The 25,665-nt window shown below is 61.3% G+C and carries 13 protein-coding genes; 9 read left to right on the top strand and 4 right to left on the bottom strand.

Annotated features, from left to right (window positions below; genetic code table 11):
* Window positions 1-4 precede the first annotated feature (4 nt).
* Complete coding sequence (locus tag A6D6_RS04175; RefSeq protein ID WP_097058364.1) at window positions 5-307, top strand: hypothetical protein; 303 nt, start codon at window positions 5-7, stop codon at window positions 305-307.
* Between the two features lie 147 nt (window positions 308-454).
* Here the strand turns inward: A6D6_RS04175 and A6D6_RS04180 are convergent, their stop codons facing one another.
* From A6D6_RS04180 to A6D6_RS04190, 3 genes are read right to left on the bottom strand one after another with little or no spacing between them, the layout of a single operon-like run.
* Window positions 455-1,438, bottom strand: coding sequence for a FecR family protein (locus A6D6_RS04180; protein WP_133491909.1), 984 nt, complete (start codon window positions 1,436-1,438; stop codon window positions 455-457).
* Window positions 1,435-1,992, bottom strand: coding sequence for an RNA polymerase sigma factor (locus A6D6_RS04185; protein ID WP_133491910.1), 558 nt, complete (start codon window positions 1,990-1,992; stop codon window positions 1,435-1,437). Before A6D6_RS04185 ends, A6D6_RS04180 begins: the two co-directional genes overlap by 4 nt.
* Window positions 1,989-2,591, bottom strand: coding sequence for a secretin and TonB N-terminal domain-containing protein (locus A6D6_RS04190; protein WP_159660029.1), 603 nt, complete (start codon window positions 2,589-2,591; stop codon window positions 1,989-1,991). The genes A6D6_RS04185 and A6D6_RS04190 overlap by 4 nt, the downstream gene beginning before the upstream one ends.
* Before the next feature lie 432 nt (window positions 2,592-3,023).
* Between A6D6_RS04190 and A6D6_RS04195 the strand changes: the two genes are divergently transcribed.
* From A6D6_RS04195 to A6D6_RS04210, 4 genes are all read left to right on the top strand, one after another.
* A complete protein-coding gene (locus A6D6_RS04195; RefSeq protein WP_159660030.1) occupies window positions 3,024-15,224 on the top strand; it encodes a filamentous hemagglutinin family protein in 12,201 nt (4,066 codons plus the stop codon).
* A 59-nt stretch (window positions 15,225-15,283) separates the two neighbouring features.
* Complete coding sequence (locus A6D6_RS04200) at window positions 15,284-16,075, top strand: LuxR family transcriptional regulator (protein WP_133491913.1); 792 nt, start codon at window positions 15,284-15,286, stop codon at window positions 16,073-16,075.
* 76 nt (window positions 16,076-16,151) lie between these two features.
* Window positions 16,152-16,397 carry a hypothetical protein gene (locus A6D6_RS04205; protein WP_159660031.1) on the top strand — a complete coding sequence of 82 codons (246 nt, stop codon included), beginning with the start codon at window positions 16,152-16,154 and terminating at the stop codon, window positions 16,395-16,397.
* 139 nt (window positions 16,398-16,536) lie between these two features.
* Window positions 16,537-17,814, top strand: a complete 1,278-nt coding sequence (locus A6D6_RS04210; RefSeq protein WP_159660032.1) for a PstS family phosphate ABC transporter substrate-binding protein — start codon at window positions 16,537-16,539, stop codon at window positions 17,812-17,814.
* Window positions 17,815-18,133: 319 nt separating this feature from the next.
* Here the strand turns inward: A6D6_RS04210 and A6D6_RS04215 are convergent, their stop codons facing one another.
* Window positions 18,134-18,940: a LuxR family transcriptional regulator gene (locus A6D6_RS04215; RefSeq protein WP_159660033.1), complete on the bottom strand. Its 807-nt coding sequence runs from the start codon at window positions 18,938-18,940 to the stop codon at window positions 18,134-18,136.
* 287 nt (window positions 18,941-19,227) lie between these two features.
* Here A6D6_RS04215 and A6D6_RS04220 point away from each other — a divergent pair, with 287 nt between their 5' ends.
* The 4 genes from A6D6_RS04220 to A6D6_RS04235 all read left to right on the top strand — a co-directional run bounded on the left by A6D6_RS04220 (window position 19,228) and on the right by A6D6_RS04235 (window position 25,655).
* Window positions 19,228-23,787 (top strand): phosphodiester glycosidase family protein, encoded by a 4,560-nt coding sequence (locus A6D6_RS04220; protein WP_236563978.1) that lies wholly within the window; start codon window positions 19,228-19,230, stop codon window positions 23,785-23,787.
* 10 nt (window positions 23,788-23,797) lie between these two features.
* The gene (locus A6D6_RS04225) at window positions 23,798-24,592 is read left to right on the top strand and encodes a LamG domain-containing protein (protein ID WP_159660034.1); all 795 of its coding nucleotides are present in this window, start codon (window positions 23,798-23,800) and stop codon (window positions 24,590-24,592) included.
* Window positions 24,593-24,748: 156 nt separating this feature from the next.
* A complete protein-coding gene (locus tag A6D6_RS04230) occupies window positions 24,749-25,039 on the top strand; it encodes a DUF1330 domain-containing protein (protein WP_014993312.1) in 291 nt (96 codons plus the stop codon).
* 52 nt (window positions 25,040-25,091) lie between these two features.
* Complete coding sequence (locus tag A6D6_RS04235; RefSeq protein WP_133491918.1) at window positions 25,092-25,655, top strand: NADPH-dependent FMN reductase; 564 nt, start codon at window positions 25,092-25,094, stop codon at window positions 25,653-25,655.
* The last annotated feature ends 10 nt before the right edge of the window (window positions 25,656-25,665 follow it).

The following is a 25,665-nucleotide window of genomic DNA, read 5'->3' on the forward strand; positions in this document are numbered from 1 at the left end:
CTGTATGCCGATCCGGATGGTAATGGTAACGGCGCTGGCCGCCACTGTGCTGGCCGCCTGTACCCAGACCACGCCCCGCTCCGATTCAGCGGTTGATCGCTATCAGCGTTCGGTGATCGTGCAATGTTCGCTGACCCAGGATGTGGAAGCCAATCCCTGTATCGCCAAGGCGCGCCAGGCTTGTGGCACGGACCGGGTGCGTTTGAAAAACGTGGATTCCCGACAAGCAGTGAGTGCCCCGGTGGCGCGGGGAGCTCCGGTAACGCTGGTGTATAACTACTCAGTGGTCTATTACTGCCAGGATTAGCGGCGGGATGCCGGGACATGCCCGCTGAAGGTATGAATCCGCATGGTATTCGCTGCCACGGCAGCTTCCCAGAGAGAGCTACGAAGCCGCTGTGGGAGGCTGCCTTGGCAGCGAATCAGCGTGTAGGATGTGTAGGAGTACGGTCTCTCAGCTGATAATCAGAATCCCACCCGGCAATGATCGCACCTCCGCGCCACGCACTTCCTTGACCAGAGCGGCGAAGTCTTCCAGTTTGTCCAATGACAGATAAGCCTGTACCGGAACCCGGCCGATCTGATCGTTCACCAACACGATCTGCCCCGGGCGGTAGCGGTTCACCTCGTCCACCACCCGGGCCAGTGGCGTGCCGTTGAACACCAGCATGCGTTGCCGCCAGGCCGTCACATGATCCGGGTCCACGTGTTGCACGGAGGACAAGCGGGCGCTGTTGTACACCACTTGCTGGGCAGGCTGGAGCTGGACACTCTGGTGTTGATGGCGCACCGCCACCTGGCCATCCAGGCAGGTCACCCGCACGCGGTCATCGGTGAAGCGCACATTGAAGCGTGCGTGGCGTGCTTCAATGAGGCCGTTCTGGGCGGTCACCGTGAAGGGAAGGCGGTTGCCGTCGGCGGTGGTGATCTCGGTTTCACCGCTGTTCAACACCAGCCCGGTAATGTGTTCCGCCTGCCGGTTCACATCGATACTGGTACGGGTGTTGAGCTGCACGGTGGCGGTATTGGGCAACACCACTTCGCGCTGCTCCCCGGTGCCGGTCCAGAGATCGGCGGACTGCATGCCCATGCGCGTCCACAGATCCAGAGGCGAGCGTAACGCCAGCCAGCCCGCCGCCGAAGCCGCCACGGCGCCGCCGAGAAAGGCCCGCCGAGTGAGGCGGGAAGAACGGCGCCGGGGCAACGGATGAACTTCCGCTTCGACGGTTTCGCTGGTAACGGCCTGTTCCACGCCTTGCCAGACCTGGCGGCAATGGACGAATGCCCGGGCGTGCTCCGGGCTCCGCGCGCACCAGCGGCGGAAAGCTTCACCGTCGGCGGCGCTGGCGCGTCCCGAGGAGAGGTGCACCACCCATTCTCTTGCCTCCCGGGTGATCCGGTCGGAAGAGGGGGCGGGGGCATTTCGATAATCGGTCATGATTGCGTCGGCCTTTTTTGTCTGGGCCCGTAACGTGGGGAGTAATCCCGTTCCAACCGTTCGCAACAATGCTGTAATCCGGCGCGCAGCTCTTTTTCCACGGTGCGCAGGGATACACCGAAACGCTCGGCGATTTCCGCGTGCGGCGTGTCCTCGATACGCGCGGCGGTGACGATGGCGCGGCGGCGCCGTGGCAGTTCCGCCAGGGCTCTGCGGAATATCCGGATCTCCTGTTCACCGAGTGCTTCACGGGCGGGGTCGGCCAGTTCATCCGCCATCTGATAGAGATCTTCCACTTCGTCCAATGTCATCACCCGGGCGTGTTTGCGGCGTTGCTCTTCCGCCACGTTCATGGCGATGCGAAAAAGGTAGGCGGCGGGGTGATGAACACGGGTGCCCTCCTGCATACGTTCGATGCGCAACCAGGTTTCCTGTAAGGCGTCCTCCGCCAGTTGATGGGAACCCAGGCGGCTGGAGAGGCGCTGACGGAACTCGTCGTAACGTTGCACCAGCAGATCGTGCAGCGACTGGTGCGGGATGTCGGCGGTGCTCATTCCCTGGATTCTCCTTGGCAGGATGGTGTGCCCGGGTGGAGTAGCAGTGTGATCGGCTGCGGCATGCCCGGCGGCGGTGGCGGCAGGGTCAGATCCTTGAAACTGGCGCGGACGTTTTTCCCCCACCGTGCCTCGGCATCGCTGTCCGGAAAGTGCATCCGGGTGATCCGGCCTTGAGGGTCGGCCCACAATTGCACCACCAGGCGAAAACGTCCCAGTTGTTCCGGTCGATGGCGACACAAACTGGTGATCACTGATTGTTGCAGTGAGCGGGCATAGGTGGGCGGCACCGAGGAGCGGACCTTGGGCGGGACGTTTTCGGTGGTGTCGTGCTGGTCCGGTATCAGCGTCAGGGCGGAATCGGTCAGCCGGCGGCTGGTCAGCCCGGTACCGTTCAGCAACAGCGTCAGCGCCTGATCCGGAGCGAAATGACCTCGTACGGCGCTGGCGGTTTTGTCCTGGATGCGATCACTGGTAACCAAGATCGATATCCCCGTTTGCTCACTGAAAGTCTCCAGCGACAGCGGTAAAGGCTGCGCGGGAAGATCAAAAAAGGGGGCGCCTTCATTGGCGTGGCCGGTCAGGGTCGATGCCAGCATCAGTCCTGTCCCCACCCGTCGCAACAAACGGAGAACGGAGCTCCAGTTGGCGAAAGAGGCGGTGATCGTCACGGGAAAGACGGCACTGGCATGGTCACCTGTAGACACTGCATCCGGGTCTTGAACCGGCGGATTCAATCCGTGCTCCACCATGCAGGCTCTGTGTGTCAAATCCGTGTCGTTGGTTGTAGAACCCGACACTGCCTGGATTGTGCCCCTTGATGAACTTTCCGTGAAAAAACGGCGGTCGTGGGGCGGGCCGATCATCTTTCTCACAAAGACCGTTCACGCTGGAGCCGATGCCGCGCCGGGGGCCGTTGGGGTTGTGCCGTGGCCGCCGTCGGTAGCGTGTAGGGATGCGGGGCGCGCCCGTCGCGCGCACCGCCATCGCCTTGGTGGTCGTCCACAGCCGTTGTTGAGAGCGCCTATTTCATGCTGACCAAAAACACCAGACCGGCCCGCCGCACTCCGGTACGTTCCGTGATTTCCCGCAAGCCTCTGGCCCTGGCCGTGGCCTCGATTCTGGCAGTGGGGGCCGGGCAGGCCGACGCCAGCAGCCCGCGCCCGTTCAGCCCGGAGTGGTTCGCCGCCGCCCGCGCCAATACCGCCCCCACCGCCCGGCCTCTGGCCCAGCAACGGCAAGCTCGCGAACGCTTGCAACACTCGATCAACAATGTCGGCCGCACCGCCGCTGCCGTGGCCGCCCAGAGAGCGGCGCAGGAAGCGGCCCGCAAGGCTGCCCAACAGGCCGCGTCGAACATTCCCAACGGCCTCGGAGACGGCGGCCTCAAGGTCGATGTGAACCCGGACACCGCCGGCTGGCTCAACGCCAAGGATCCGACCCAGACCACCAAGGACGGCCACACCACCGTCCGCATCGAACAAACCGCCGACAAGGCCATCCTCAACTGGGAGACCTTCAACGTCGGCCGTGACACCACCGTGGACTTCGATCAGCAGGCCAATTGGGCGGCGCTGAACCGGGTCAACGACCCCAACGCCCGCCCCAGTCAGATCCAGGGGCGGATCCAGGGCGACGGCACGGTGATGATCGTCAACCGCAATGGCGTGGTGTTCAGCGGCTCAAGCCAGGTCAATGTGCGCAACCTGGTGGCCGCCGCCGCCGACATCAGCGACCAGCAGTTCACCGAACGCGGTTTGTACGTGGACACCAACGGCTCCCAGCCCACCTTCACCGACGCCGCCGGCAACGTGACGGTGGACGCCGGCGCCAGCATCACCACCCACGAACCGGAATCGGTGACCCAGGGCGGCGGCTATGTGCTGCTGATGGGACGGGAGGTGAACAACGCCGGGGAAATCACCACCCGCCGGGGCCAGACCACCCTGGCCGCCGGTGAGGACTTCTACATCCGCAAGGGCGCGGGCACCGAAGCCAACCAGGCCTCCACCACCCGTGGCAACGAAGTGGCCAGCACCTGGGAAGCCGGCAGCGACGCCGGCACCGTCACCAATGAAGGCCTGATCGTGGCGCGGGAAGGGGACATCACCCTCACCGGTCACGACGTGCGCCAACAGGGCGTGGCCATGGCCACCACCACGGTGAACACCCGGGGTACCGTTCATCTGCTCAACTCGGCCAGCGACACCGAAGGCAAAGTGACCCTGGGCGAGGGGGCGGTGACCACGGTGGTGATCGAGGACGATGGCGAGACCGCCCTGGACAATCAGCGTGACGCCTTGATCGAGTCGTCGGCGGAACTGGATGGCCTGCGCGATGACATGATCACCGGCGCCTTCGACAACATCGGCCTGATGGCCGACCGCCGCGACCAGTCCCGGGTGGAAATCGTCTCCGGCGGCGATGTGGTGTTCGAGAAGGATTCCCTGACCCTGGCCACCGGCGGCCAGATCGCCGTGGACGCTGGCCGCCGCACCCACCTGAACGCGGGCTCGGAACTGGACGTGTCCGGCTCCGTGGGTGTGAAGGTGGCGATGGAATCCAACAATGTCCTGATCAACGTGCAGGGCAATGAGCAGCGGGACTCGCCGGATAACCGCGACAACGGTGGGCTCAACAACGGTGACGTCTGGGTTGATCGGCGCAACCTGATCTTCGTGCCCGCCGGCACTGGCGGCTACGAAACGGATCGGTGGTATACCGCCGGTGGTCTGCTGGAAGTGAGTGGCTACCTGGATACCCAGGGCCACGGCATCGGGGAATGGTCGGCGGCGGGCGGCACCGTGCTGCTCGGCGGCAGTGAAGTGGTGACCCAGACCGGCTCGGCGGTGAACCTGTCCGGCGGTACCCTTGATGTGCAGACCGGCTATATCGCCAAAACCTGGCTCAAAGGCGCCGACGGCAGATTGTATGACGCCGCCACCGCCCCGGCGAGCATGCTTTACACGGGTATCTATCAGGGCTATGAACGGGTCAGCGAACGCTGGGGGCAAACCGACGCCTGGCGCAATCCGCTGATCGCGCCAGAGCGTCAACTGGAAAACGGCTACACCGTGGGCCGCGACGCCGGCACCCTGATCATCAACGCCCCCACCGCCGTGCTGGAGGGCGACATCGTCGCCGAAGTGTTCCAGGGCGAGCGCCAGAACCAGGCCCAGGACGCCGGGCGGGACAGCTACCAGCAAGCGCAGAACCGGGTGGCCCGCCGTGGCCGCCTGGCGGTGGGGCAGTATGGCCAGTACGGCCTGGAAAACGCCTACGGCAGCGACATTCGCATAGGCGACTTCGACGACATCAGCGAGCAACTCACCCTGGAATCCGATCTCAGCGAACGGCTCAACACCGTTTGGCTGGACGCTGGTCGTTTGAATGAACAGCGCCTCGGTGGCCTGGATCTGGTGTCTGGTGGCAGCATTTCGGTGGAGAGTGATCTGACTCTGGCAGAGGGTGGGCAGTTGCGTCTGGTGTCCGGGCAGGTGGAGGTGGATGCCTCCGTCACCGCCCGGGGCGGGGATACTGCGCTGACCAATATATTGATGCCTGCCGGCACCAGTCTCACTCCGATAGCGTTCACCGATGAGGACGGAAACAGCGAATTGCGTCTGACCGAAAACGGCCAGTTGGACGCCCGTGGCCTATGGCGCAACGGCTTGTTGGAAAGCGGTGAGAACTGGAAGCAGGCCTATGTGGATGGTGGCGATGTCATCATCGAAGGCACTCAAGATGTCACCCTCGCTGAAGGCAGCCTGATTGATGTGTCTTCCGGGGCTGCCTTGAAGGCGGATGGAGAACTGCTGGGAGGGCGTGGCGGTGATATCACGCTTGGGGCGAACGTTCCCCTCACCACAAGTTCCGGTTCAGCCAGTCCCGGTGGCGGTACGCTGGTCCTGGATGGAGAACTGCGCAGCTACGGGGTTGCTGGCGGTGGCGAGCTGATATTGGAGACCGGCCAGGCCGTGGTGATTGGCGACGGGGGCCTGGAGACCAATGGTGTTCTACAGGCCGGCGAAACCGCGCCTGTGGACCTGACGCTGATAGAGGACCTGGTGGTCCGGGAAGGGCAGCCGCTGCCTCTGGATTACAGTTACAAGAGGACATCGGCGGCGCCGGGAGAGCCGGTCGGAGATGGTGAGCTTGAGGTCTCCATGTCGGATCCTCTCGTCACCGGGGAGGATTGGGTCGTTCCCGACGCGGAACACGGTACTTTCTATGTTACCTACCAGTCTCCTGCGGGCGGGTATCAGGTGGCATACTCTGGGGCTATCGTGCCGGCGGGCTCTTCGATTATCGCCAAAACCCCATCAAATCTTGGGGCGTGGGCTGCGGATTACGTGGTACCGGCGGATGTATTCCCCAATGGTGTACCGTTGGTGCCCAGTGCATCGGTGGTTGACGCCGGATCGCCTGCGCCGTTTGACATCACTATTGAGGCTGGTTCCGTCCTGGCGCGTGGTACGAGCTTGCCCTCAAATGTCCGGGTAAAGGAAGTGCTGGTGCTGAACGAAGCCGATTTCCGGCGTGGCTTCTCCAGCTACGATATCAACGGGCATCAAGGGGTGTTGGTTAGCGAAGAGACCGAGATTGACGTCGCCATGCCGGTGTTGCGTCTGGCCGAGGGCGCTTTTCAGACCTCCGCCTATGACGAGGCGTTGGAAACCTGGCAGCCGGAGCTGTTCCTGGAACGCCCTCTGGACGGAGAGCTGGAACAACGCGGCGGCGCCAGCCTTGCCCTGCGCTCCGATCTCAATGGCCTGGGCGGGGCCATCATGGTGGCGGAAGGTGCTCGCCTGGAGGTGGACCCGGGCCAGTCGCTGTTGCTTTCCGGCCGTAATCGGCTGACTGTGGACGGAACACTGCGGGCACAAAGCGGTATCATTCAGGTGGTCTCTTCCTTCCTGACCATTAGACCCGCGAGCGGTTCGGAAGACCGGATCGAGATTGGTGAAAACGCGGTGCTGGATGCTTCCGGCTTGGCTTATACGGCTACGGATGCCCGGGATCGCAACTATGGCGCCGTGCTGGATGGCGGCGAGGTGGTACTGGGGGCGGAGGCGCCGGAGGACTTCGGTGATGCCAATCTATACGACATCAACAATCTCTTCGTGGTGGTGCGTGAAGGCGCATTGATTGATGTGTCCGGCGTCAGTGCCGGCCTGGATCTGGGTCAGCCCACCGCCACCACGGTGGCCAGTGATGGCGGCTCCTTGGCCATGCGCTCCAATTCCGGGATCTATTTCGATGGTGAACTGAGGGCCGACGCCGGTGGCGCGAACGCATCGGGAGGCGGCCTGGAGGTGCTGCTGGAAGGTACGCTGACCATCGCCTCTCAAGCCACCGAAGAGGCTTCGGTGCTGCGCAATATCACCCTCACCCAGGCGGATACCGGCTCCGGTTACGACGATGAAAATCTGGCCTATGGCCAGGCCCGCTTCTCCGTTGACGCTTTGCAGGATTCAGGCATTGACCACCTGAGCCTGTGGGCCCGGGACGCCATCCTGTTCGACAGCGATGTGGACCTGGCACTGGGCGGCAGCCTGTCGCTCACCGCCGTCACCCTGGCCACCCCTGATCATACCGCCAGGCAAGTGCGGTTGGCCGCCCCCCATGTGCATCTGGCGGGGCGGGTGAGTCTCCCTGACTCTTCTAGCGGGAGTGTTTCTGGAGTCAACCCCTACCTTCAATTCGACAACAATGCGCCGCTCGCGGAGGGCGACAGCCAGCTGAGCGTGGAGGCGGCGCTGATTGATCTCGGTGAAGGGGTACTGACCTTCGGCGCCCGGGGCAGCCATGATACCCCCAATGGCGCCACCCCGGTGGAATTGCCGGGCTTCGCCGATATCACCCTGACCAGCACCGGGGATATCCGCCTCACCGGTGCCGATCTAATGGCGACGGAAGCGCTGACCTTCATCAGCCAACGCCTGTACCCCACCACCCACAGCGGTAACCGCATCCGGGTGGGGCTTGGCGATGCCGGCATCAACGGTGGCCCGCTGGAGGATGCGGTACTGCGTTTCCGCTACTACGACGAAGAGCGGGCGAGGGAGCAGGCGTCGCCGCTTTCCGTCTATGGCTACCTGTCCATGGAGGCCCCCATCATCGATCAGGGGGCCGCGTTGTACGCTCCGCTGGGAGGCATCGCGTTCTCGCACCCTCACGCGAACCAGGGCGGCTTTACAAATTACCCCACGGACCTTTATGGAGGCATAACGCCTCAATTCATTAGTAATCTGGAAATGAACGTGCTGTTACGTCAAGGCAGTCTGACTTCGGTGAGCGCGGCCGGTCTGGTGCTGCCCTACGGCTATCTGGAAGGGGAGAGTTATTATTACAATGGTACTGAAGTTCGCTATGACCAAGTGGGGCTCAGAGGAACCGAACAGAATCAGCGCACCGCCACGGGCATCCATTTCGCCACCGCTACTTTCGAGGCCGAGGACGGCGCGGTGATCGATGTCAGCGCCGGCGGCGAGCTGCGCGGCGTGGGGTTCACCTCTGGTCGCGGTGGTTCCGTGGATATCCTCAATACCGCCCTGGCCAATGCCGCCCCCTGGCATGCGGGTGACGCCGATGCCCAGGTCTACGCCATCGTGCCCGGCTTGAGCGACAGCCAGGCCCCTCTCGACCCGGCCCTGGCAAGCCATTCCAAAGTGGGGCAGCAGATCACCATCGGTGACGGCGTGCCCGGCCTGCCGGCGGGCACCTATACCCTGTTGCCGGCGGAATACGCCCTGATGCCCGGCGGCTACCGGGTGGAGTTGGGCGGCGACATGGCCCGGTATGATACGGGCATCGTGGCCAGCCCGGCAGTGGGTCTGTATCGCGCTCCGGTGAACACGGTCAACGGTCTGAGCGAGGTCTTGGATTCGGCGCCCCTGTGGGCCACGGTCATGTCCGGTGACACCCTGCGCCGCTATGGGGACTACAACGAAACCACCTTGAGCGAATGGGTGACGAACACGCTGGCGCAATTCGGCGACACCCGGCTAATGGCTCCCTTGTTGCCGGAAGATGTGCGGCCGCTCAGCTTTGATTTTCGTCATGCCGCCAGCGGCGATGACCGGGCGTTCTCCTTCAACGGGGAATTGCGCAACACCCAGGTGGAAGATGGTCGTGGCGGTATGGTGGCGCTGTATGGCAAGGATCTGGAAGTGGTGGCCGCCACCGGCGAGCGTGACGAGGCGGACAGCGGTTACATCACCTTGCTGGACGAGGATCTGAACCATCTCGGCGCCACTGTGCTGGGGGTTGGTGTTAATAGGGATGCAAGCAGGCCAAGCGCCTCCGGCAAGACGGTGATTCGTTCCGGCGCCACCTTACGGGCCGGTTCCTTGCTGGTTGGCGGGTCGGGACAGGGTGCCGTGGTGGTGGAATCCGGCGCGGTGCTCGACAGCCGTGGTCAGGGCCAGGCCGGCTGGAGCGCCGACAACGGTTTTCTTATTTCCCCGCTCGCCGATGTGGCTCTGTTGACGGTGAGCAACGACAGGATGCAGTTCGGCGCCGCCAGCGGCAACGGCACCATCCGTATTGAGGACGGTGCCGGCTTGTACGGCGAGGGCACCTTGGCCCTGTCCGCTCCGGGTGGCCTGGAGATCGGCGATATCAGCCTGGCCGCCAGCGATCTGCTGCTGTCCATGGAGGACATCAATATCGGTGAGGACGCCGCCTTGGCGGCGGCTGAGGCCCAGGGGGTACTCTCCGGTGGATGGCAATTGAACCAGAGCACGTTGGATGGCCTTTTGGCGCTGGGTGAGCTAGACAGTCTCAGCTTGCAGGCTTCCGATTCCATCAATTTCATTGGTTCGGTCTCCCTGGACACCTACGATGACAGTGGTGAGTCCCAGGCCAATCTGCGTTTTATCGGACCGGCCATTTATGGCCGCGGTGGGGACGGCGACACCGCCACCATCCGCACCGATCAGTTTATCTGGAGTGGCTTGGGGTATACCTCCGGTCGCGAAGGGTCGGCGGAATTCGAAGCCGGCTCGGTGGCGCCCGGCGAGGTAATCGCCGGCGGCGCGGGTACGGGCACAGGCGCTTTCCGGGTGGAAGCCAACGAAGTCATGTTCGGCTTCAACGGCCTGGTGGGCGACCAGAGCGCCAACGCCACCCTGGAACGTCTGATGCTCGGTTTCAACGACGTTACCTTCGGAGCCCAGGACCGTATTACCAGCGATCTGTACGGCGGCCTGTCCGTTTACCAGCAAAAGAACAGTGACGATACCTTCAGCGGCGGCAACCTGACCCTGAGCGCCCCGGTGCTTACCGGCCAGGCCGGTTCCGAAATGGCCTACCGTACCGGCGGTAATCTGCTGGTGAGCCGTCCCGACAATGCCGCCGCTGCGGCCCCGGCGGACCTGGACCTGGGTGCGCAACTGAGTCTGGAGGGCAATAGCGTTCGTGTGGAGGGCAGCATCATTGCCCCCAGCGGCAAGGTGGCCATCGAGTCCACCGAGGATCTGCTGCTGGCCGACGGCAGCCTGATCAACGTGGCTGGCCGGGCGGTGGAGTTCTTCGATGTCACCAAATACAGCTTCGGTGGCGCGATCAGCCTGGAAAGCGCTGAAGGCAATGTCCAGCAGGCCGCGGGCTCTCGTATCGATGTGTCCGCGCCTTACAGCGACGCGGGCAAACTGGAAGCCACCGCCGCCAACGGCACCGTGGACCTGGCCGGTGAGCTGGTTGCTCGTAATCCCGGGGAGGCCCCGGAAGGCGAGGGCGAAGGCGGCACCATTCGTATCAAGGCCAATACTTTGCCTGGCTTCGTGGCCCTCAACCAACGCCTCACCGACGGTGGCTTCGATTACCTGCGCGGCTTCGAGACCAATGAAGGTGATCTGACCCTGGGCGAGGAAGTCCGCGCCCGTCATATCGAGACCACCGCCAACGGCGGTGACCTGATCGTCGACGGCAATCTGCGCGCAGGTGGCGAGTACGCCGGCAGTATCTACCTGGCCGCCGCCAATGACCTGCAGGTGGTGAATGGCGCCCGCCTGGACGCCAGCGGTGAGCAACTCAAGCTGGACAGCTACGGTGACCCCATCGAGGGCAGCAACCGGGCCATTATCAACCTGACCAGCCGGGATGGCCGTCTGGTGCTGGGTGATAACGTGACGTTGGATGTGAGCGCGGGCGGTGAAGCCCGTGGCACCATTGATCTGAATGCCCGCCGCCTGGGTGCACCTTCTGAAACATCGGCAACCGGTAACGACGTGGCGGTGGATGCCGGTGACAGCCTGGCGGTCTCCGGCGCCAAACGGGTGTCGGTGAACGGATTCTGGAGCTACGACGATGCTCCGGACGATCCGGAGGGGCCTGCTGCGCAGCGTGTTGATCAGGAGTATCTGGATCGGATCCACGAAGAGAGCAAGGGCTTTGTCAACGCGGCTCTGGCCAACGATGCGCTGCAACAGCGTTTGGCGAACCTGAAAGACGCCGCTGGCGAGGCCTTCTCCTTGCGTCCCGGTGTGGAGATCGTCTCCGCCACCGAGGACGGCAATCTGCGTATCGATGGTGATCTGGACTTCTCCGGCTATCGCTATGGGCCGGGTGTGGACGAGGCCGTACACGGCAGCGGTACCGCTGGCGTGTTCGTGATGCGTGCCGGGGGCGATCTGGAGGTGAATGGCAGTGTAACTGATGGCTTCAAGCTGCCACCTAATACCCCCGACAGCAGCTATACCTTGGATTTTGAGTTGGATCCGGGGTTGTTGAACGGCGAGGGGCAGCTGACGCAAGACTTTGAGCTTGAGGAAAACCTAACGCTGAGATCGGGGTGGAGTCTGGGCAGTATTCATGCCTCAGGGAGCCCATACTTCTTGCCTTTCGATCTGACGGAAACGTTGATTCAGGTCTCTCCAAACGTCCAGATACCGTTTGATGGTGAATTATCGGGCTCTGTAACTCTGCCTTTTGGCGCGACACTTCCCGCTGATATCGTATTGCCTGTACAGATCAATGATCTTGCACGACCAGGGACAACTTATGGACCCGGGCTTGTTCCGGCCGGCACCACCGTCGGGTTCGTATCACTTCCTGCCGGAACAACGATATTTCAGGGCAGTACGTTTAGCGTAGCAATGAGTTTTAGACCCTCAGTAATACCCGCAGGAACAGATCTTCAGGGTATTAACGTAATAGATGCAAAGGAATATGGGGAAGACCTCCAGTTGGAGACGGGTTTCGTACTGCCGAAGGGCTTCGGCATTTCCAGCTTTAAAGGTGAGGAGTTCGAACAGCCGATCTGGCCCATGGCATCCGCCATGAATGAGGGCTCGGAAAGCTGGGATCTGCGGCTTGTCTCCGGTGCCGATCTGGCCTCCGCCAGCAGTCGCTCAACCCAGGTTTTGACAGCGGGAGGGGATCTGATCCTCGACAATGACTATAAGGTTGTTACCTATAAAGGGCTGGATGCGGATGTAGTTCGGGAGGGGCTGAGTGTGATCCGCACCGGCACGGGCGATCTGGAACTGATCGCCAGTCGCGACTACCTCCAGAATTCCCGGTTCAGCATTTACACGGGGGGTACGGCGGTGGAAGGGGCGCCGGCACTTGGGGCTGAGCGTACCGAGGACGGTACCGTCCTCAACACTGATCATGCCTTGTATGAGGATGCCGCGGCGGCGGCCACCGCGCTGATCAATACCAGCGGCGGTAATGTCCTGGTGCAAGTGGGCCGTGATATCCAGGGGTATGAATCCAATGGTGAGACCGGTCACTGGCTTTGGGCCGCCTCGGGCACTGAAACCGGAAACCAGCAAGTATGGGGCATCAATCCCGGTAACTATGGCTTGGCCGGTTCTGGCAGCAATCAATATCTGGACCTGCTGGGCTTCGACGGCATCGGCACCCTGGGGGGCGGCAACCTGACGGTGACCGCTGGCGGTGATGTCGGTGCCCACACCCGTACCTCCGACGGTCAAGTCCTGGGCGGTGTCTTCCTGATGGTCGGTGGCGCCGGCTGGGTCGATGGCGAGGGGCAACGCCATACCTACGGTGGTGGCGACTTGAAGCTGGACGTGGCGGGCATCATCGATCCGGTCTTTTTGGGTAACACTCTGGACCAGGGTGGCGTGGCCAACCTGCGTGGTGATGTCCAGGTGCGGGCCGAAGCCCTGGGGGAACTGTGGCAAACCTACGACGTGGCTTCGTACAACACCGACCCACGTCCGGATGACGAACTGCTGCTGGTGAACAAACGGGCCTTCGGTGGCCTGAGACTGGTGCTGGGCGATGCCAGGGCCACCCTCCATACACGAGGAGATGCGCTGGTCAATGTGCAGGATCCCTCTACCAATGGGGTGGTGCTGCGGACTGATCACACCGAAGCGCTTGTGTTGAGTACGGGCGGTGATATCGGCGTCGGTGGCGGCTCGGGGTCCGGTAGCCTGCCTGCCCGTTTCAGCGCGGTGGCCGCCGGCGGTTCTGTATACGGCAACGGCAATTCGCCCAACCAGGTCAACTTGACCACGGACGTGTCGTCCAACGGTTGGCTGGAAATTCTGGCCCGGGAGTCCATCTACACGCTGGGCTTGTCTACGGTCTATGATGCGTCGCTATCCGGCTTGGAGGTGGCCCCGGCCCGCTTTTACGCGCTGGAAGGCGATATTTATCAGCTGTATTACGGCTATTATGGTGTGTTTGGTATCTCTGGCTCTCTGCAAAATCGGGCCGGTCGCCCCGCGCATGTGCGCGCTGGTCGGGATATCGTTGAGTACGGCGGCGGGGAAGCAGGGCTGGCAAACTCCGCTCTGGGACATTACAGCCCGACGGATGTCTCCATCATCGAGGCTGGCCGTGATCTGATTCATATCAATACTCAGGTAATAGGCCCGGGCACCCTGGAACTCACCGCCGGTCGCAACGTCTACCAAGCCGACCGGGGCTGGGTGCGTAGCGTGGGTCCCTTTAGCGACGGAACGCGTGATGTTAACAACGGTGGCGCTGATATCGTGGTGAACGCGGGTATGGGCGAGTCCGGCCCGGATTATCAGGCGCTCATCGACACTTATCTGGACCCCGCCAATCTGGCCGAGGCCGGAAGGCCTCTGGCCGAGCAACCGGACAAGGTCGTCAAGGTGTACGACGAAGAACTGAGGGTCTGGCTGGAACAGCGTTTCGGGCTAACGGGTCTGGACCTCACCGATGCCCTGGCCTATTTCCAGAATCTGGCACCGGAGCAGCAGCGTATCTTCTTGCGCGAGCTCTATTACGCGGAACTGCGGGAAGGGGGACGGGAGTACACGGATTCCGAAGGACCCCGTTTCGGCAGCTACCTGCGTGGCCGCCGCGTGATCGAGACCCTGCTGCCGGAGATGGACAGTGAAATGGGCACCTCCGGTTACCAGGGTGACTTCACCATGTTCACGACTCAGGATGGGAATACCGAGCGCTCCGGTCTGATCCGCACCGAAGGCGGCGGCGACATCCAGATGCTGGTGCCCGGCGGTGATTTGATCATCGGCCTGGAATCAGTGCGCGCGGAGAACGGCGACAATGGCATCCTCACTCAGGGCAGCGGCGATATTCAGCTGTTCAGCCAGGGCGACATCGCGCTGGGCCTGTCCCGCATCATGACCACCTACGGCGGCGACATCTTCGCCTGGTCCAACGCTGGTGACATCAACGCCGGCCGCGGCGCCAAGACCACCCTGGTGTACACGCCGCCGCGCCGCACCTACGACAGTCTGGGTAATGTCACCCTGTCACCATCCGTGCCGAGTACCGGCGCGGGCATAGCCACCCTGGCACCGATCCCGGAAGTGCCGCCAGGAGACATCGATCTGATCGCGCCGCTGGGCGTGATCGACGCCGGTGAAGCGGGTATCCGCGTGTCCGGCAGTATCAATGTGGCGGCGTTGCAGGTGGTGAACGCGGAAAATATCCAGGTGCAAGGGGATTCCACCGGCCTGCCGGCGGTGGCGGCGGTGAATGTTGGGGCTCTGACCAGTGCCAGCAACGCCGCCTCCAGTGCGGTACAGGCGGCGGAGCAGGTCGGCCGGCGCTATCAGCAACAACAACCCTCAATCATCAACGTGGAAATTCTCGGCTACGGCGAGGAACGTCTGGAAGCGGGAGGCGGTCGGACCAGCGCCGCCCCGGCCTCCCGGCCTGGAGAGGGCATGGTGGAGGTGTTGGGGGCGGGGCCGTTGTCGGCGAACCAGATGGGCATGTTGACGCCCGCTGAGCGCCGGGGACTCAAGTCGCGCTGATCATCTCGGTTGAACCCCGGAGCAAGCCCGCTCCGGGGACATTGCCAGGAGGCACAAGGATGTTCTACGACCGTGACGCGGCCAGTCAGATATTGGCGATGACCCGGGTGACCACGCTGGCGCGCCTGCATGCCGCCACCACGTATCTGATTCAGATGCACGGGTTTCGCTTTTACTATTTTTCGCTGCGCGGGCAGCATGCGCTGACAGGCCGCGACCCGGTCACCTTGCACAATTTGCCGGTCAATGGCCGCCGGCCTGAAATGGATAGAGAGCCGGATCAGGATCCCCTCGCTCATTACGCCGCTACTCGTACCCTGCCCATGGATTGGAAGCAGATCATGGCGCTGCCCGGTTACCAGCACCGGGGTTATCTGCGCGTGATGGCGGCGCGGGCCCAACACGGACTATTAAGTGGTTGCACCGTGCCCTTGAGTCAGGCCAGTGGCGTTTTGGCGCGGCTGGATTTGATCTGTGATCATGATGACGAGGAAGCGGATCTCTGTATTCGCCGCTACCTGCCATACGCTTCTTTGCTGGGACAGGTCCTGTTGGATAAAACCCGGGGTCTGACCCGGCAAGAAGACGACGACCTGATGGAGCCCGATGGCGGCACACCGCTCACTCAACGGGAACGGGAGTGTTTGCTTTGGGCCAGTGAAGGCAAGACCAACGCGGAAATCGGTGCGCTGCTCGGCATCAGCGAACGTACCGTGGTGTATCACGTTCACCATGCCTGTGAAAAACTCCATGCCCGCAATCGCCAACACGCGGTCACCAAGGCCATCCTGTCTCGAAAGCTGTTTGGTCCCACCAGTGACAGTTCCCGGCTGGTTGGTAACATGGTGTAGCGCTTGTCGCTGATCGAAGGCGATCACATATCCTTTCATTCCCAACTCCAACCACGAATCCGCTGTGGGAGCGGCCTTGGCCGCGAATTATTTCTCCTGGCGCTGGCAATTCGCTTGCAAGCAAGCTTCCCACAGCGGCTTCGAATTCACCCCAAAGAGCGGCCTTTTTTGCTTTGCCAATTACAGCAATCTTATCCGCCAATTTATGACCTTCTGTCACATCTCTTCCCTGTTCGACAGCGGCCGAACCCGGGATGCAAGCGGGGTTCATAAAAGACAACGAAAAACCGGTTACAAACTGCTGGAAACAACAAAGCCGTGACAAGAAAACGTCGCCTGATCGACCGGTAATATTCCCCGAAATGAAAAGGTTCGGAAACGCGCCCTCTTTAGTGTGGTTCATGCGGTTCGCCGCGCTTCATTGCAATCGAACTAACCACTTTTAAAGAGGGTAATTGATCATGAACACCATATTGAAAAAGGCGGCTCTGGTTGCTGCCATCATGTCGGCCCCATTTGCCGCTTCCGCTGCCAACCTGGTGGGTGGCGGGGCATCGCTGCCCGCCGTTGCTTACGTCGGTGATGGCTTTACTGTACCAGATCCCCAGGCACGGCTTTCCAGCAGTGTCCTTTTTGCAGGCATCAACCCCGGCACAGGTATGCCTTATAATCAAGTGACTGCGGATGGCACCTCTATTTTTGGTATCTACAACCAAGGGGCCAATAATGCATCTTATTGTCAGACCGGTAGCAGCACGGGTAAGCGGGTTCTGTTGAGCGCCGCTGACGAAATCGCCTCAGGAAATTGTAAGGATTACAGCGATTCCGCCGATGGCTTCAGTGGGCCGAACGCACTGCCTGATTTCGCCGGCTCCGACGCGCCGCTGACGGCAGGAGACATCAGCAAGTTCATCGACTCAACCAATGGTTATCAATCCCAACGTACCAACCTGGTTCAGGTGCCGGCCCTTGGGGCTTTCTTGGGGCTGCCGATGAATATCCAGGACGGCTCCGGTAACCCCATCACCAACGTCGATCTGAGCACCGCCGAAGTCTGTTCCATCTTTGACGGCAGCGCCACGGTTTGGAGTGATGTGGGCGTACCTTCCAGCCAGCAAATCAAGGTCGTTTATCGCTCCGACGGCAGCGGCACGACGTTCGCCTTTACCCAGTATCTGGCGTCCGCCTGCAACATCTCTGCTACCACGTTCCAAACCGAGGAGCTGTACAGCGATGCCATTTCTCTGACCGTATATGGCAGCCGGTCAGTAGGTGGTAGCGGTAATGGTGGTGTGATCGATGCCGTAACCAGCACCCCGGGCGCCATCGGCTACGCCAACTTTTCCAACGTAGCCGCTGAGCCGGGTTTGGCTTACGCCTTGGTAGAAGGCCACGATCCGGCTAGTGGTGGTAGCATTGTTGTCGCGGACCCTGACATCTTGATTGACACCGTCCTGGGTAATCCGGGCTCGAATGGTCTGCCGACTACCCAGTCCCTGAGCTCTGCTGGTGGTACTCAAGTGGGGTGTCTGGCTGTGGTGAATCCCGCTATCCAACTGACTCAAAGCTATCCCATCGTGGCTTTCACCAACCTGCTTACCTACACCAATAATAACCCCAATGCTACTGCGGTAGAGAGCCTGTTCATGGCTGTGAGCAATGCGTCAGGTCTGCCTGTTGGTTATGCCCCCGTCAGCTCTGGCAAAATCGACAATGTTATTAACAACTGCATTAACTAAGCAGCATATCCGGTCCTGACCGGAGCGGGGCGCCCAAGAGGGCGCCCCTTTTTTTAAAGGCTGTACCCGGTCATCCCGGGGTAGATAGTTCAATGGCTTAACGCCACTGAACGCCCCCTTCGGGGCGCCCTGCGGGGCGTCCAAACGGTGCTCTAAGCACCGTTGTGTGACCCGGGATCTCCGTCTGAAGGGCGCGGCTTTGTAGAGGAAGAAGGAGATGCCGGATCAAGTTAGGCATGACATTGGGGCTGTGGGAAGCTTGCTTGCAAGCGAATATTTCGACGGGGCCAGAGTAAACATGCCGAGGCTTTTACCCGCTTCAGTCGTCCCCGCCACCCTGCAAATCAAACTGCACTGGCAGGCCTTCCAGTGGCAACTGCCGGGAAAGGATCGCCCGGGTCACCGCATGCTGACGATTACGGGCACGTAGTTTCCGGCAGGCGTTGCTGATGTGGTAGACCACGGTGCGTTCGGTGATGCCCAGGCGCTGGCCGATTTCGTTGTTGGTGTGGCCGGCGCTGGCCCACACCAGACATTCCCGTTCGCGGCTGTTGAGCGCTTCGGCGCAATGGGCTTCACGTTGTTGTGCTGTGGTGGTGCCATCCTGGCCGCGCAGTGTGCGAGTGCGTTCCAGGATGACGTTGCCGAGCAACAGGGCATAGGGCAGGAATTGATGGGCATGGTCCCAGGCGCGCTCGCCGTCCTCCTCGCTGATCAGGTTGAAACGGGCATGTAGGCCGTCAATGGCCAGGGGCACGGTACAGCCGGAGGCCATGCCGTGGTGGGCACGCAGGATCATGACGCGGCGTTGTTCGCCGGTGTCGTAGTCCGGCAGGGTCATGAGGGAGCGCCAGTCCAATGGCAGGTGATGGTTCAGGGCGTAGTGCACCAGCGGGTCGGTGTTGATCAGGTGCTCGTCCCGATAGAGCCGGACCCAGTCGTCGGCCAGATTATGCAAACGCAGCGGTTCCGGCGGGTTCAGGGATACCGTGCTGTTGATGACAAAAAAATAGCACTGGAATCCATGTTCACGGATGAAGTACTCCACCGCCGTGTGCAAACGTGTGAGGCGTGTAAGGCGGGTGATGGCCAGGATTTGGGCCACCACGCTTTTATCGTAGAACATCCCCCTGAGCCTTCCCTGTGGTTTATGGGTGTTCGCTTTATGATTTTGATTCTCGGATTTTCATAACAGATTAGGCAGTAAGTATTGCGGTTTCGTGATGATCACCCTGTCATTTCTTACAGCTTGTAAGGTGAAAAGGTGTCACTGTGGTGACAGAAAAAGGGAAGCACGATTGTCATAAATTATGTCACCTTCCGGTAATCGATTTGCCACCGTCCTCTTCTATCCTGCCCGATCTTTAGCGGGGCGTTTGCCCTGACACAGGTTTATCTATTCGGGAGAACATCATGGGAGCTTGCGTTCGCCACGCGGGCCGATGGCGTGCGGCTGTGTTGCCGGCGTTGATCGCGTCCTTGCTGGCCGGTTGCGGTGGAGATACCGATACCAAATTCGTCGATAAAGAGGTCGAGGTTCCCGTCACCGAGGACGTCCCCTATGTGGAGGATTTATCCGGTGCGGAAACCTTTGCCGCGAATGTGATCGCCGCGCCGGATGGCGCCGACGATCAGTTTCAGCCGCAACCCGCGCCAGTGGTGAATGGCGTCACTGCACGGGAAACCGAGGCGACTCTGATCAGCGGCTACCAGCGCTTCCAGGTCAACACCGATCTGAGCCTGACCAGCGGTCGTCTGAATCACGTTCGCGATGAAGGCATCTTCAGTGCGGAGTTCACCACTGGCGGCAGTCTCTCTTTGGTGCCGTTGACCCGTTCCAACGGTCAGTTCTCCTTTGAGCGCACCACCGCGTCCGCCAACCATGCCATCGACAACGGCCAGAACGTGATTCTGGCGGTGAATGCGGATCCCTATGATATGACCCAGGGCTGGAATATGGGTCTGATAAAAAAAGACGGGGTCACCTACACCGGGTTTTCCGATCGCAACGAGCAGGCGATCGTGGTCTATCAGGACGGTTCGCCGGGTATTTTGGAACAGGTGCCCCAGTTCACCTTGAATGTGTATCTCAATGGCCAGTTGCTGGAGCCGCTGGGCAAGGTGCATTACTTCAATAATGCCAGTCAGGCCAACACCAGCTTCAGCCGCGGCGACTCCGAGCTGGAACTGTATCCGGCGGAAAGCTATCGCGGCACCATCGATCTGACCGGTCGCGGTGCCGCGCTGATCGCCGCCGAGGCCAATGGCGTCAGCGTGGTGGAGCGGGGCGACGGCGAGGTCAGCGTGCAGTTGCCGCCATTATCCGGAACCGTGGTGGGACGCGTGGAAGACCGCGCCAACTATGTGGTTCCCGCCGGGCACGCGTTGCTGGTGGACGGCGGCGTGTTGTCCATCGGTAGCAAGGTGGATATCCGTTACGAAACCGACGATCCGTCCTGGGAGCAGGTGGAGAGTGCTCTGGGGGCCGGCTTCGGTCGTGGTCTGTTGGTGAAGGACGGTCAGCTTGGCAACAATCAGGACGAAGTGGCGGTAAGCAGCCGCACTGCTTTCGGCATTCGCGCCGACGGCAGCGCTTTCTTCCTGGTGGTGGACAAGCCGGTGGGCTCTCTCTACGACGGCATCACCCAGACCAAACTGGGCCAGATCATGATCGGCTATGGCGCGGTGCAAGCGATCAACCTGGACGGCGGTGGCTCGTCCACATTGGCCGCGCGTCTGCCCGGCGAACGCTACACCTATCTGGTGAACACACCCTCCGACGGTGGCGAGCGGGTCACCGCCACCAAGTGGGGGCTGGTGTTGAACGCGGAGCAGGCACGTTACGACGCCAATGCGGTGGCGGTGTATCCCCGGGAACTGACAATGATGGCGGGGTCCGTTTATCGCCGTTTCCGGGGCGTGGGTTACGACAGCGCGTCCTGGGAAGGCGGCGGTGACATCCCGGAGTATGGCATCAGCGATGCCTCCCTGGGGTTGATCGACAGTCGCACCGGTGCTTTCAAAGCAGCCGATGCGAATGCGCAAGGGTATGTGGTGGTTCAGGTCGGTGAACAAAAAGGTGTGGCTCGAGTGCGTGTCACCGATACCATCGATGAGATCCGTTTTCCCAGCGAGCAGTACGCGGTGGACAGTGGCGGCAGCCTGCAATTGACGCCGCTGCTGATCAGTGATGGCGACAGCGTGCACTATTCCAACGACGTCATCAGCTATGAGCTGGACAACAACGACGATTGCACTCTGAATCCGGAAACAGGCGTGCTGTCCGTGGCGCCGGTACAAGGCCGAAGCTGTACCGTCACCGCCACCGCCGCCGGAATGAGTGCCACCACCGTGGTGAATATCGGCGTGGCGCCAGAGTTGGTGAGCGGCTTCGAGGGTGATACCAGCGCCTTCGCGCCAGGCGGTGCTCGTCATAAAACGGTGAATATCGAGAAAGTCTCCGACCAGGTATTCGCCGGCAATTACTCCATGAAGCTGAGTTGGGAAGCGGACCCCGCCCAGCCCGGTACTTTTGGCGCTTATCTCACCGATCCGGGGCAGGTGACCGAATTGCCGGGGTATCCCAAGTACCTGGGTGTGAATGTTTATATCCCTGATGAACTGGCCGGCAAAGTATGGTGGGTGCGTGGCAGTCTCAAGGATGACGATGGCAAGACCGTCACCTTGAACTACAACAACGATGGCGATGCCTTGCCGGAACGGGGCTGGCATTTCATGAAGGCGGAAATCGGCTCCGGCTACAAGGAGCCACTGCGCTTCTTCCAGCCGTTCCGCTTCCTGGTATTGAAGACCGCCGAGCGCATCGACTCCCACGTGATTCTGGACGACTTCACCGCCATCTACAGCGATGACACCGATCTCGCCGGTCCCGGTGTGACGGTGTCGCCGCAAGCCGACGCCACGGTGGAGCAGCCTGATCCTTTGTTGTCCTTGCAGGTGCATGACGATTCCGGCGTGGATTTCGGCAGCGCTTATGTAGCCCTGGATGGCCAGGACGTTTCCGCCTCGCTCACCAACAATGGCCAGGACCGTATCGAGTTCCAGAGCGCTGATCTGGCGGACGGTTGGCACCGGGTGGACTACCGCGTGGCGGATACCAACGGCAACGTCACCGCGGGCGATTATCTGTTCCAGGTGCTGACCGGTGGCCCGCGCGTTTACATCGACAGTGCCAGTATCCAGTTCTACCCCGGCGGCACCTTCCAGGTACCGATCCGTGTGGAGGGTGGCGGCCACTTCGGTGACTTCAATCTGAGTCTCGACTACGACGCCACCAAAGCCGCCATGACGGTGATCGACGGTGACCTGAGCGCCACCGATGTCAGCACCACGGAAGGCAACTGGAGCGGGCGCTTTACCGGGTTCAATGACAATATCGGCGTGGTGGCGTATCTGGAACTGAAGGTGCGCGACTACATCCAGAACACCTTCGTGTCCGTGGTGGTGAACGGCCAACTGGATGGCGATACCTACTACCATCCGGTGGTGCGCAAAGAGGTGGGCAGCCGTTATCGCTTGCTGACCCACTGGGGCATCAGCGGCCAGCAATTGGACATGCTGGTGGTGGATCAGCAGGGTAACGCCGCGTCCGGGGTGACGGTGGAAACCTTCACCTACAACAGTGGCACGGACCAGATCAGTGACGTGGTTGTGCTGGGTGCCACCGACGCGGAAGGTCGCCTGGCCGTGACCCTGCCCGCGGGCAGCGACTCCCGGGAAATGTTGTTCCGGGCCTATGACGATCTGGGGTCATCGCTGATGACCGATGTGCAGGCGTTGGTGGAGCGGCTGACGCCGGCGCCGCGTCACCTGTATCTGACCCCGGGCGCGGATGGTTCACAAGTGAACGTGACCTGGTATACCTCCACGGATGTGAGCGCCAGCGAAGTGATGTACGGCACCGGTTCCCTGAATCAGACCGCCACTGGTGACTCCGGGATTTTGCCGTTCTTCTATGGAACGGAAGCGGGGGTTGTACGCGTGCACCATGTAGCGCTGACCAATCTGGCGCCAGGAACCACCTATCGCTATAAGGTCGGTGATGGCGGTGCCAACCAAAGCACCGAGTTCAGCTTCACCACCGATGATGGCGACGATCAGGTGAACATCCACCTGTTCGGCGATACCCAGACGCTGTCCAACGAAAATATCTTCAACGGCAGCGGTCTGGTGACGGAACTGTATCGCAAGATGCAGGCGCAGTTGCCTGGTGGTGATCTGATTATGCACGTCGGTGACTTCACCGAGGATCTCAGTGATTACCGCCTGCTGCGGTTGTTCCTCGAATCCCTGGAAGGCGACGGCATGCTGGCTTCCCATTTGCTGGTCCCCACCGAAGGCAACCACGAGGTGTACAACGAAGGCGCGGAAAAATTCGCCGCCATGTTCCGCTTCGCCCCCACCGACAGCGGTGTGGCCGATCCCTTCGAAGGTGCTATCTACAGCTTCGATTACGGCAACGCGCACATCGCCGTGCTCACCAGTGAACTCACCGAGGAAAGCGACTGGCCGAAGATGATGGACTGGTTGCGCGCGGATATGAGCGCGTCCGACCGGACCTGGAAGATTGTCATGATTCACCGGCCGCCGTACAACGGCAACCCGGCCTCCGGCAATGGCCGTGTTATGCAGTACCTGCCACCGGTGGTGGACGAACTCGGTATCGATCTGGTGCTCTCGGGCCACGATCACATGTACTCGCGCAGTGTGCCGATGGCGGGCGGGCAACCGCACCCGGCCGGTGCCACCTACCTGATCGCGGGCTCCGACTCGGCCAAGTACTACGACAACAATGGTGGTGGCATCGCCAAATTCGCCGATGTGCTGTTCGACGACAACGTTAATACCTATACCACGCTGCAAATCGACGGCGCGAGCCTGCACGTGCTGACGCGCACTCTCGATGGCACCGTGGTGGACGACACCATCCTCACCCCACGGGCAGGCCGCTAAGGAGTAAACCATGAAATTCGCCAAGACTTCATTGAGCCTGGCCGCCATGGCCATCGCGTTGACCGCCTGTGGCGGCGATGACACCCGCTACGTGGATCGTGTCATTGAAGTACCCGGTGACACTGTTGAGAACCCGGTGGAATACATGCCTGTTGATGGCCACGTGCTGGGGTTCTGGGTGATGGACGCGGACGTCGATTGCGAGGCTTTCTGCGTCAACGATTATTCCGCCTACGGTAATCCGCTGTACGCACTGGACGGCGGCTACCAGGAACTGGAAACCGGACCACAGCCAGGGGAGGGCGGTGCGGTTGGCGGTGTGCTGGCTTTCGATGGCACCTATCAGCTGTCCACCCGGGGGAATTCGGTGCTGGCCAACACCGTGATCGGCGAGGCGTTCGCTTTGCATGTACGGGCTCGCAGTGCCGCCGACCCGCAGGGCTCGGTGTTCTCGCTGGGAAGCCAGGGAGCGCTGGCCTTTGATTTGCAAATGAACGGTGCCGCCGCGGTGCTGAACTTCCCGAACCAGGAGCGTCGTCTGGTGGTGGCGTTGGGGGAAGCCGGCACCTGGCAGGAGTTGTGGGTGGGCAGTGACGGCAATCACGTCACGGTGCAGCTGGACTGTGAAACCGTGGCGGAGTTTGATCGCTCCGCCGGCATGCCTATTCTTTCCAGCCAGGCCACCGGTGCCATGGTCGGCGCCGCCTGGGGGAGCACGACGCGGACGCCATTCCAGGGAGATGTGGACCTGGTACGGCTGAGCGGTAGCGGCGAAGCCAATCTGTTCTGCCCGGAATCCGACTAAAAGATATTGCCAAAAAAGAGGGACGGTCCGGGGCGGCATTGGCCGCCCCGGTCACCGTGTCCGGAATATCCCGCCAATGGATTGCTGCTTTTCGGTCATTGCCTGACCAGCCGGTCTCTCCTAATAAGGACGCTAGCCTGTTAAGGAGAGCCGATCATGACCGTCTATGCGTTAGCCCAAATCACCATCACCGACCGTGACGCCTACCAGCGTTACCTGTCCCGTTTCATGGAAGTCTTTCAGCAGTTCAGGGGACGGCTGCTCGCCGCCGACGAAGCGCCGGAGCAAGTGGAAGGGGAGTGGGGTTACCAAAAAGCCATTCTGATGTCCTTCCCCGACGCCCAGGCCTTTCGGGAATGGTCACAGTCCGAGCAGTACATCACCATCGCCAGGGATCGCAAAGCGGGCTCTCATGGAGTGGTTTTGCTTCTTCAAGGTTTGCAGTAGCGGCGGTGGGGAGTAGATTGTAGACATCACTTTTGCAATCGGAGGGCAACGCATGCTGCGTCTTGATGTGGTGATCGCCAGTACCCGCCCCGGACGGGTGGGAAAAGCGGTGGCCGATTGGTTCTATCCCGTCGCCAGGGAGCACGGGGCGTTCGACGCCCGTCTGGTGGATCTGGCCGAGATGAATCTGCCTTTGTTGGACGAGCCCAATCACCCGAGAATGCAGAAGTACCAGCATGATCATACCCGCCGCTGGGCGGAGACGGTGAACGCCGCCGATGCCTTCGTCTTTGTCGTGCCGGAGTACAACTTCGGGCCGACGCCGGCATTGACCAACGCGCTCAATTACCTGTACCTGGAGTGGAATTACAAGACCGCGGGCTTCGTCAGCTACGGCGGCGCTTCCGGGGGACTGCGTTCGGTGCAGGCCACCAAGCCGTTGTTGACCACCTTGAAAATAATGCCGTTGGTGGAGCAGGTGATGGTGCCGATGGTGAACCAACACCTTAAGGACGGTGTCTTTGAAAGTAACGATCATCATCGGGACAGCGCTCAGGCGATGCTCGATGAACTGGAGCGATGGGCCGGCGCCTTGAAGCCGCTGCGCGCTTCATAATACCGAGGGA

Source organism: Alcanivorax xiamenensis, from assembly GCF_009846745.1.
Classification (GTDB): domain Bacteria; phylum Pseudomonadota; class Gammaproteobacteria; order Pseudomonadales; family Alcanivoracaceae; genus Alloalcanivorax; species Alloalcanivorax xiamenensis.

What these genes read in the sequence shown, in the direction of transcription:
- A6D6_RS04225 (WP_159660034.1), top strand. Translation starts at nt 23,798, where the DNA reads ATGAAATTCGCCAAGACTTCATTGAGCCTGGCCGCCATGGCCATCGCG.
- A6D6_RS04235 (WP_133491918.1), top strand. Translation starts at nt 25,092, where the DNA reads ATGCTGCGTCTTGATGTGGTGATCGCCAGTACCCGCCCCGGACGGGTG.
- A6D6_RS04180 (WP_133491909.1), bottom strand. Translation starts at nt 1,438, where the DNA reads ATGACCGATTATCGAAATGCCCCCGCCCCCTCTTCCGACCGGATCACC.
- A6D6_RS04200 (WP_133491913.1), top strand. Translation starts at nt 15,284, where the DNA reads ATGTTCTACGACCGTGACGCGGCCAGTCAGATATTGGCGATGACCCGG.
- A6D6_RS04210 (WP_159660032.1), top strand. Translation starts at nt 16,537, where the DNA reads ATGAACACCATATTGAAAAAGGCGGCTCTGGTTGCTGCCATCATGTCG.
- A6D6_RS04195 (WP_159660030.1), top strand. Translation starts at nt 3,024, where the DNA reads ATGCTGACCAAAAACACCAGACCGGCCCGCCGCACTCCGGTACGTTCC.
- A6D6_RS04175 (WP_097058364.1), top strand. Translation starts at nt 5, where the DNA reads ATGCCGATCCGGATGGTAATGGTAACGGCGCTGGCCGCCACTGTGCTG.
- A6D6_RS04215 (WP_159660033.1), bottom strand. Translation starts at nt 18,940, where the DNA reads ATGTTCTACGATAAAAGCGTGGTGGCCCAAATCCTGGCCATCACCCGC.
- A6D6_RS04190 (WP_159660029.1), bottom strand. Translation starts at nt 2,591, where the DNA reads ATGCTGGCATCGACCCTGACCGGCCACGCCAATGAAGGCGCCCCCTTT.
- A6D6_RS04220 (WP_236563978.1), top strand. Translation starts at nt 19,228, where the DNA reads ATGGGAGCTTGCGTTCGCCACGCGGGCCGATGGCGTGCGGCTGTGTTG.
- A6D6_RS04185 (WP_133491910.1), bottom strand. Translation starts at nt 1,992, where the DNA reads ATGAGCACCGCCGACATCCCGCACCAGTCGCTGCACGATCTGCTGGTG.
- A6D6_RS04230 (WP_014993312.1), top strand. Translation starts at nt 24,749, where the DNA reads ATGACCGTCTATGCGTTAGCCCAAATCACCATCACCGACCGTGACGCC.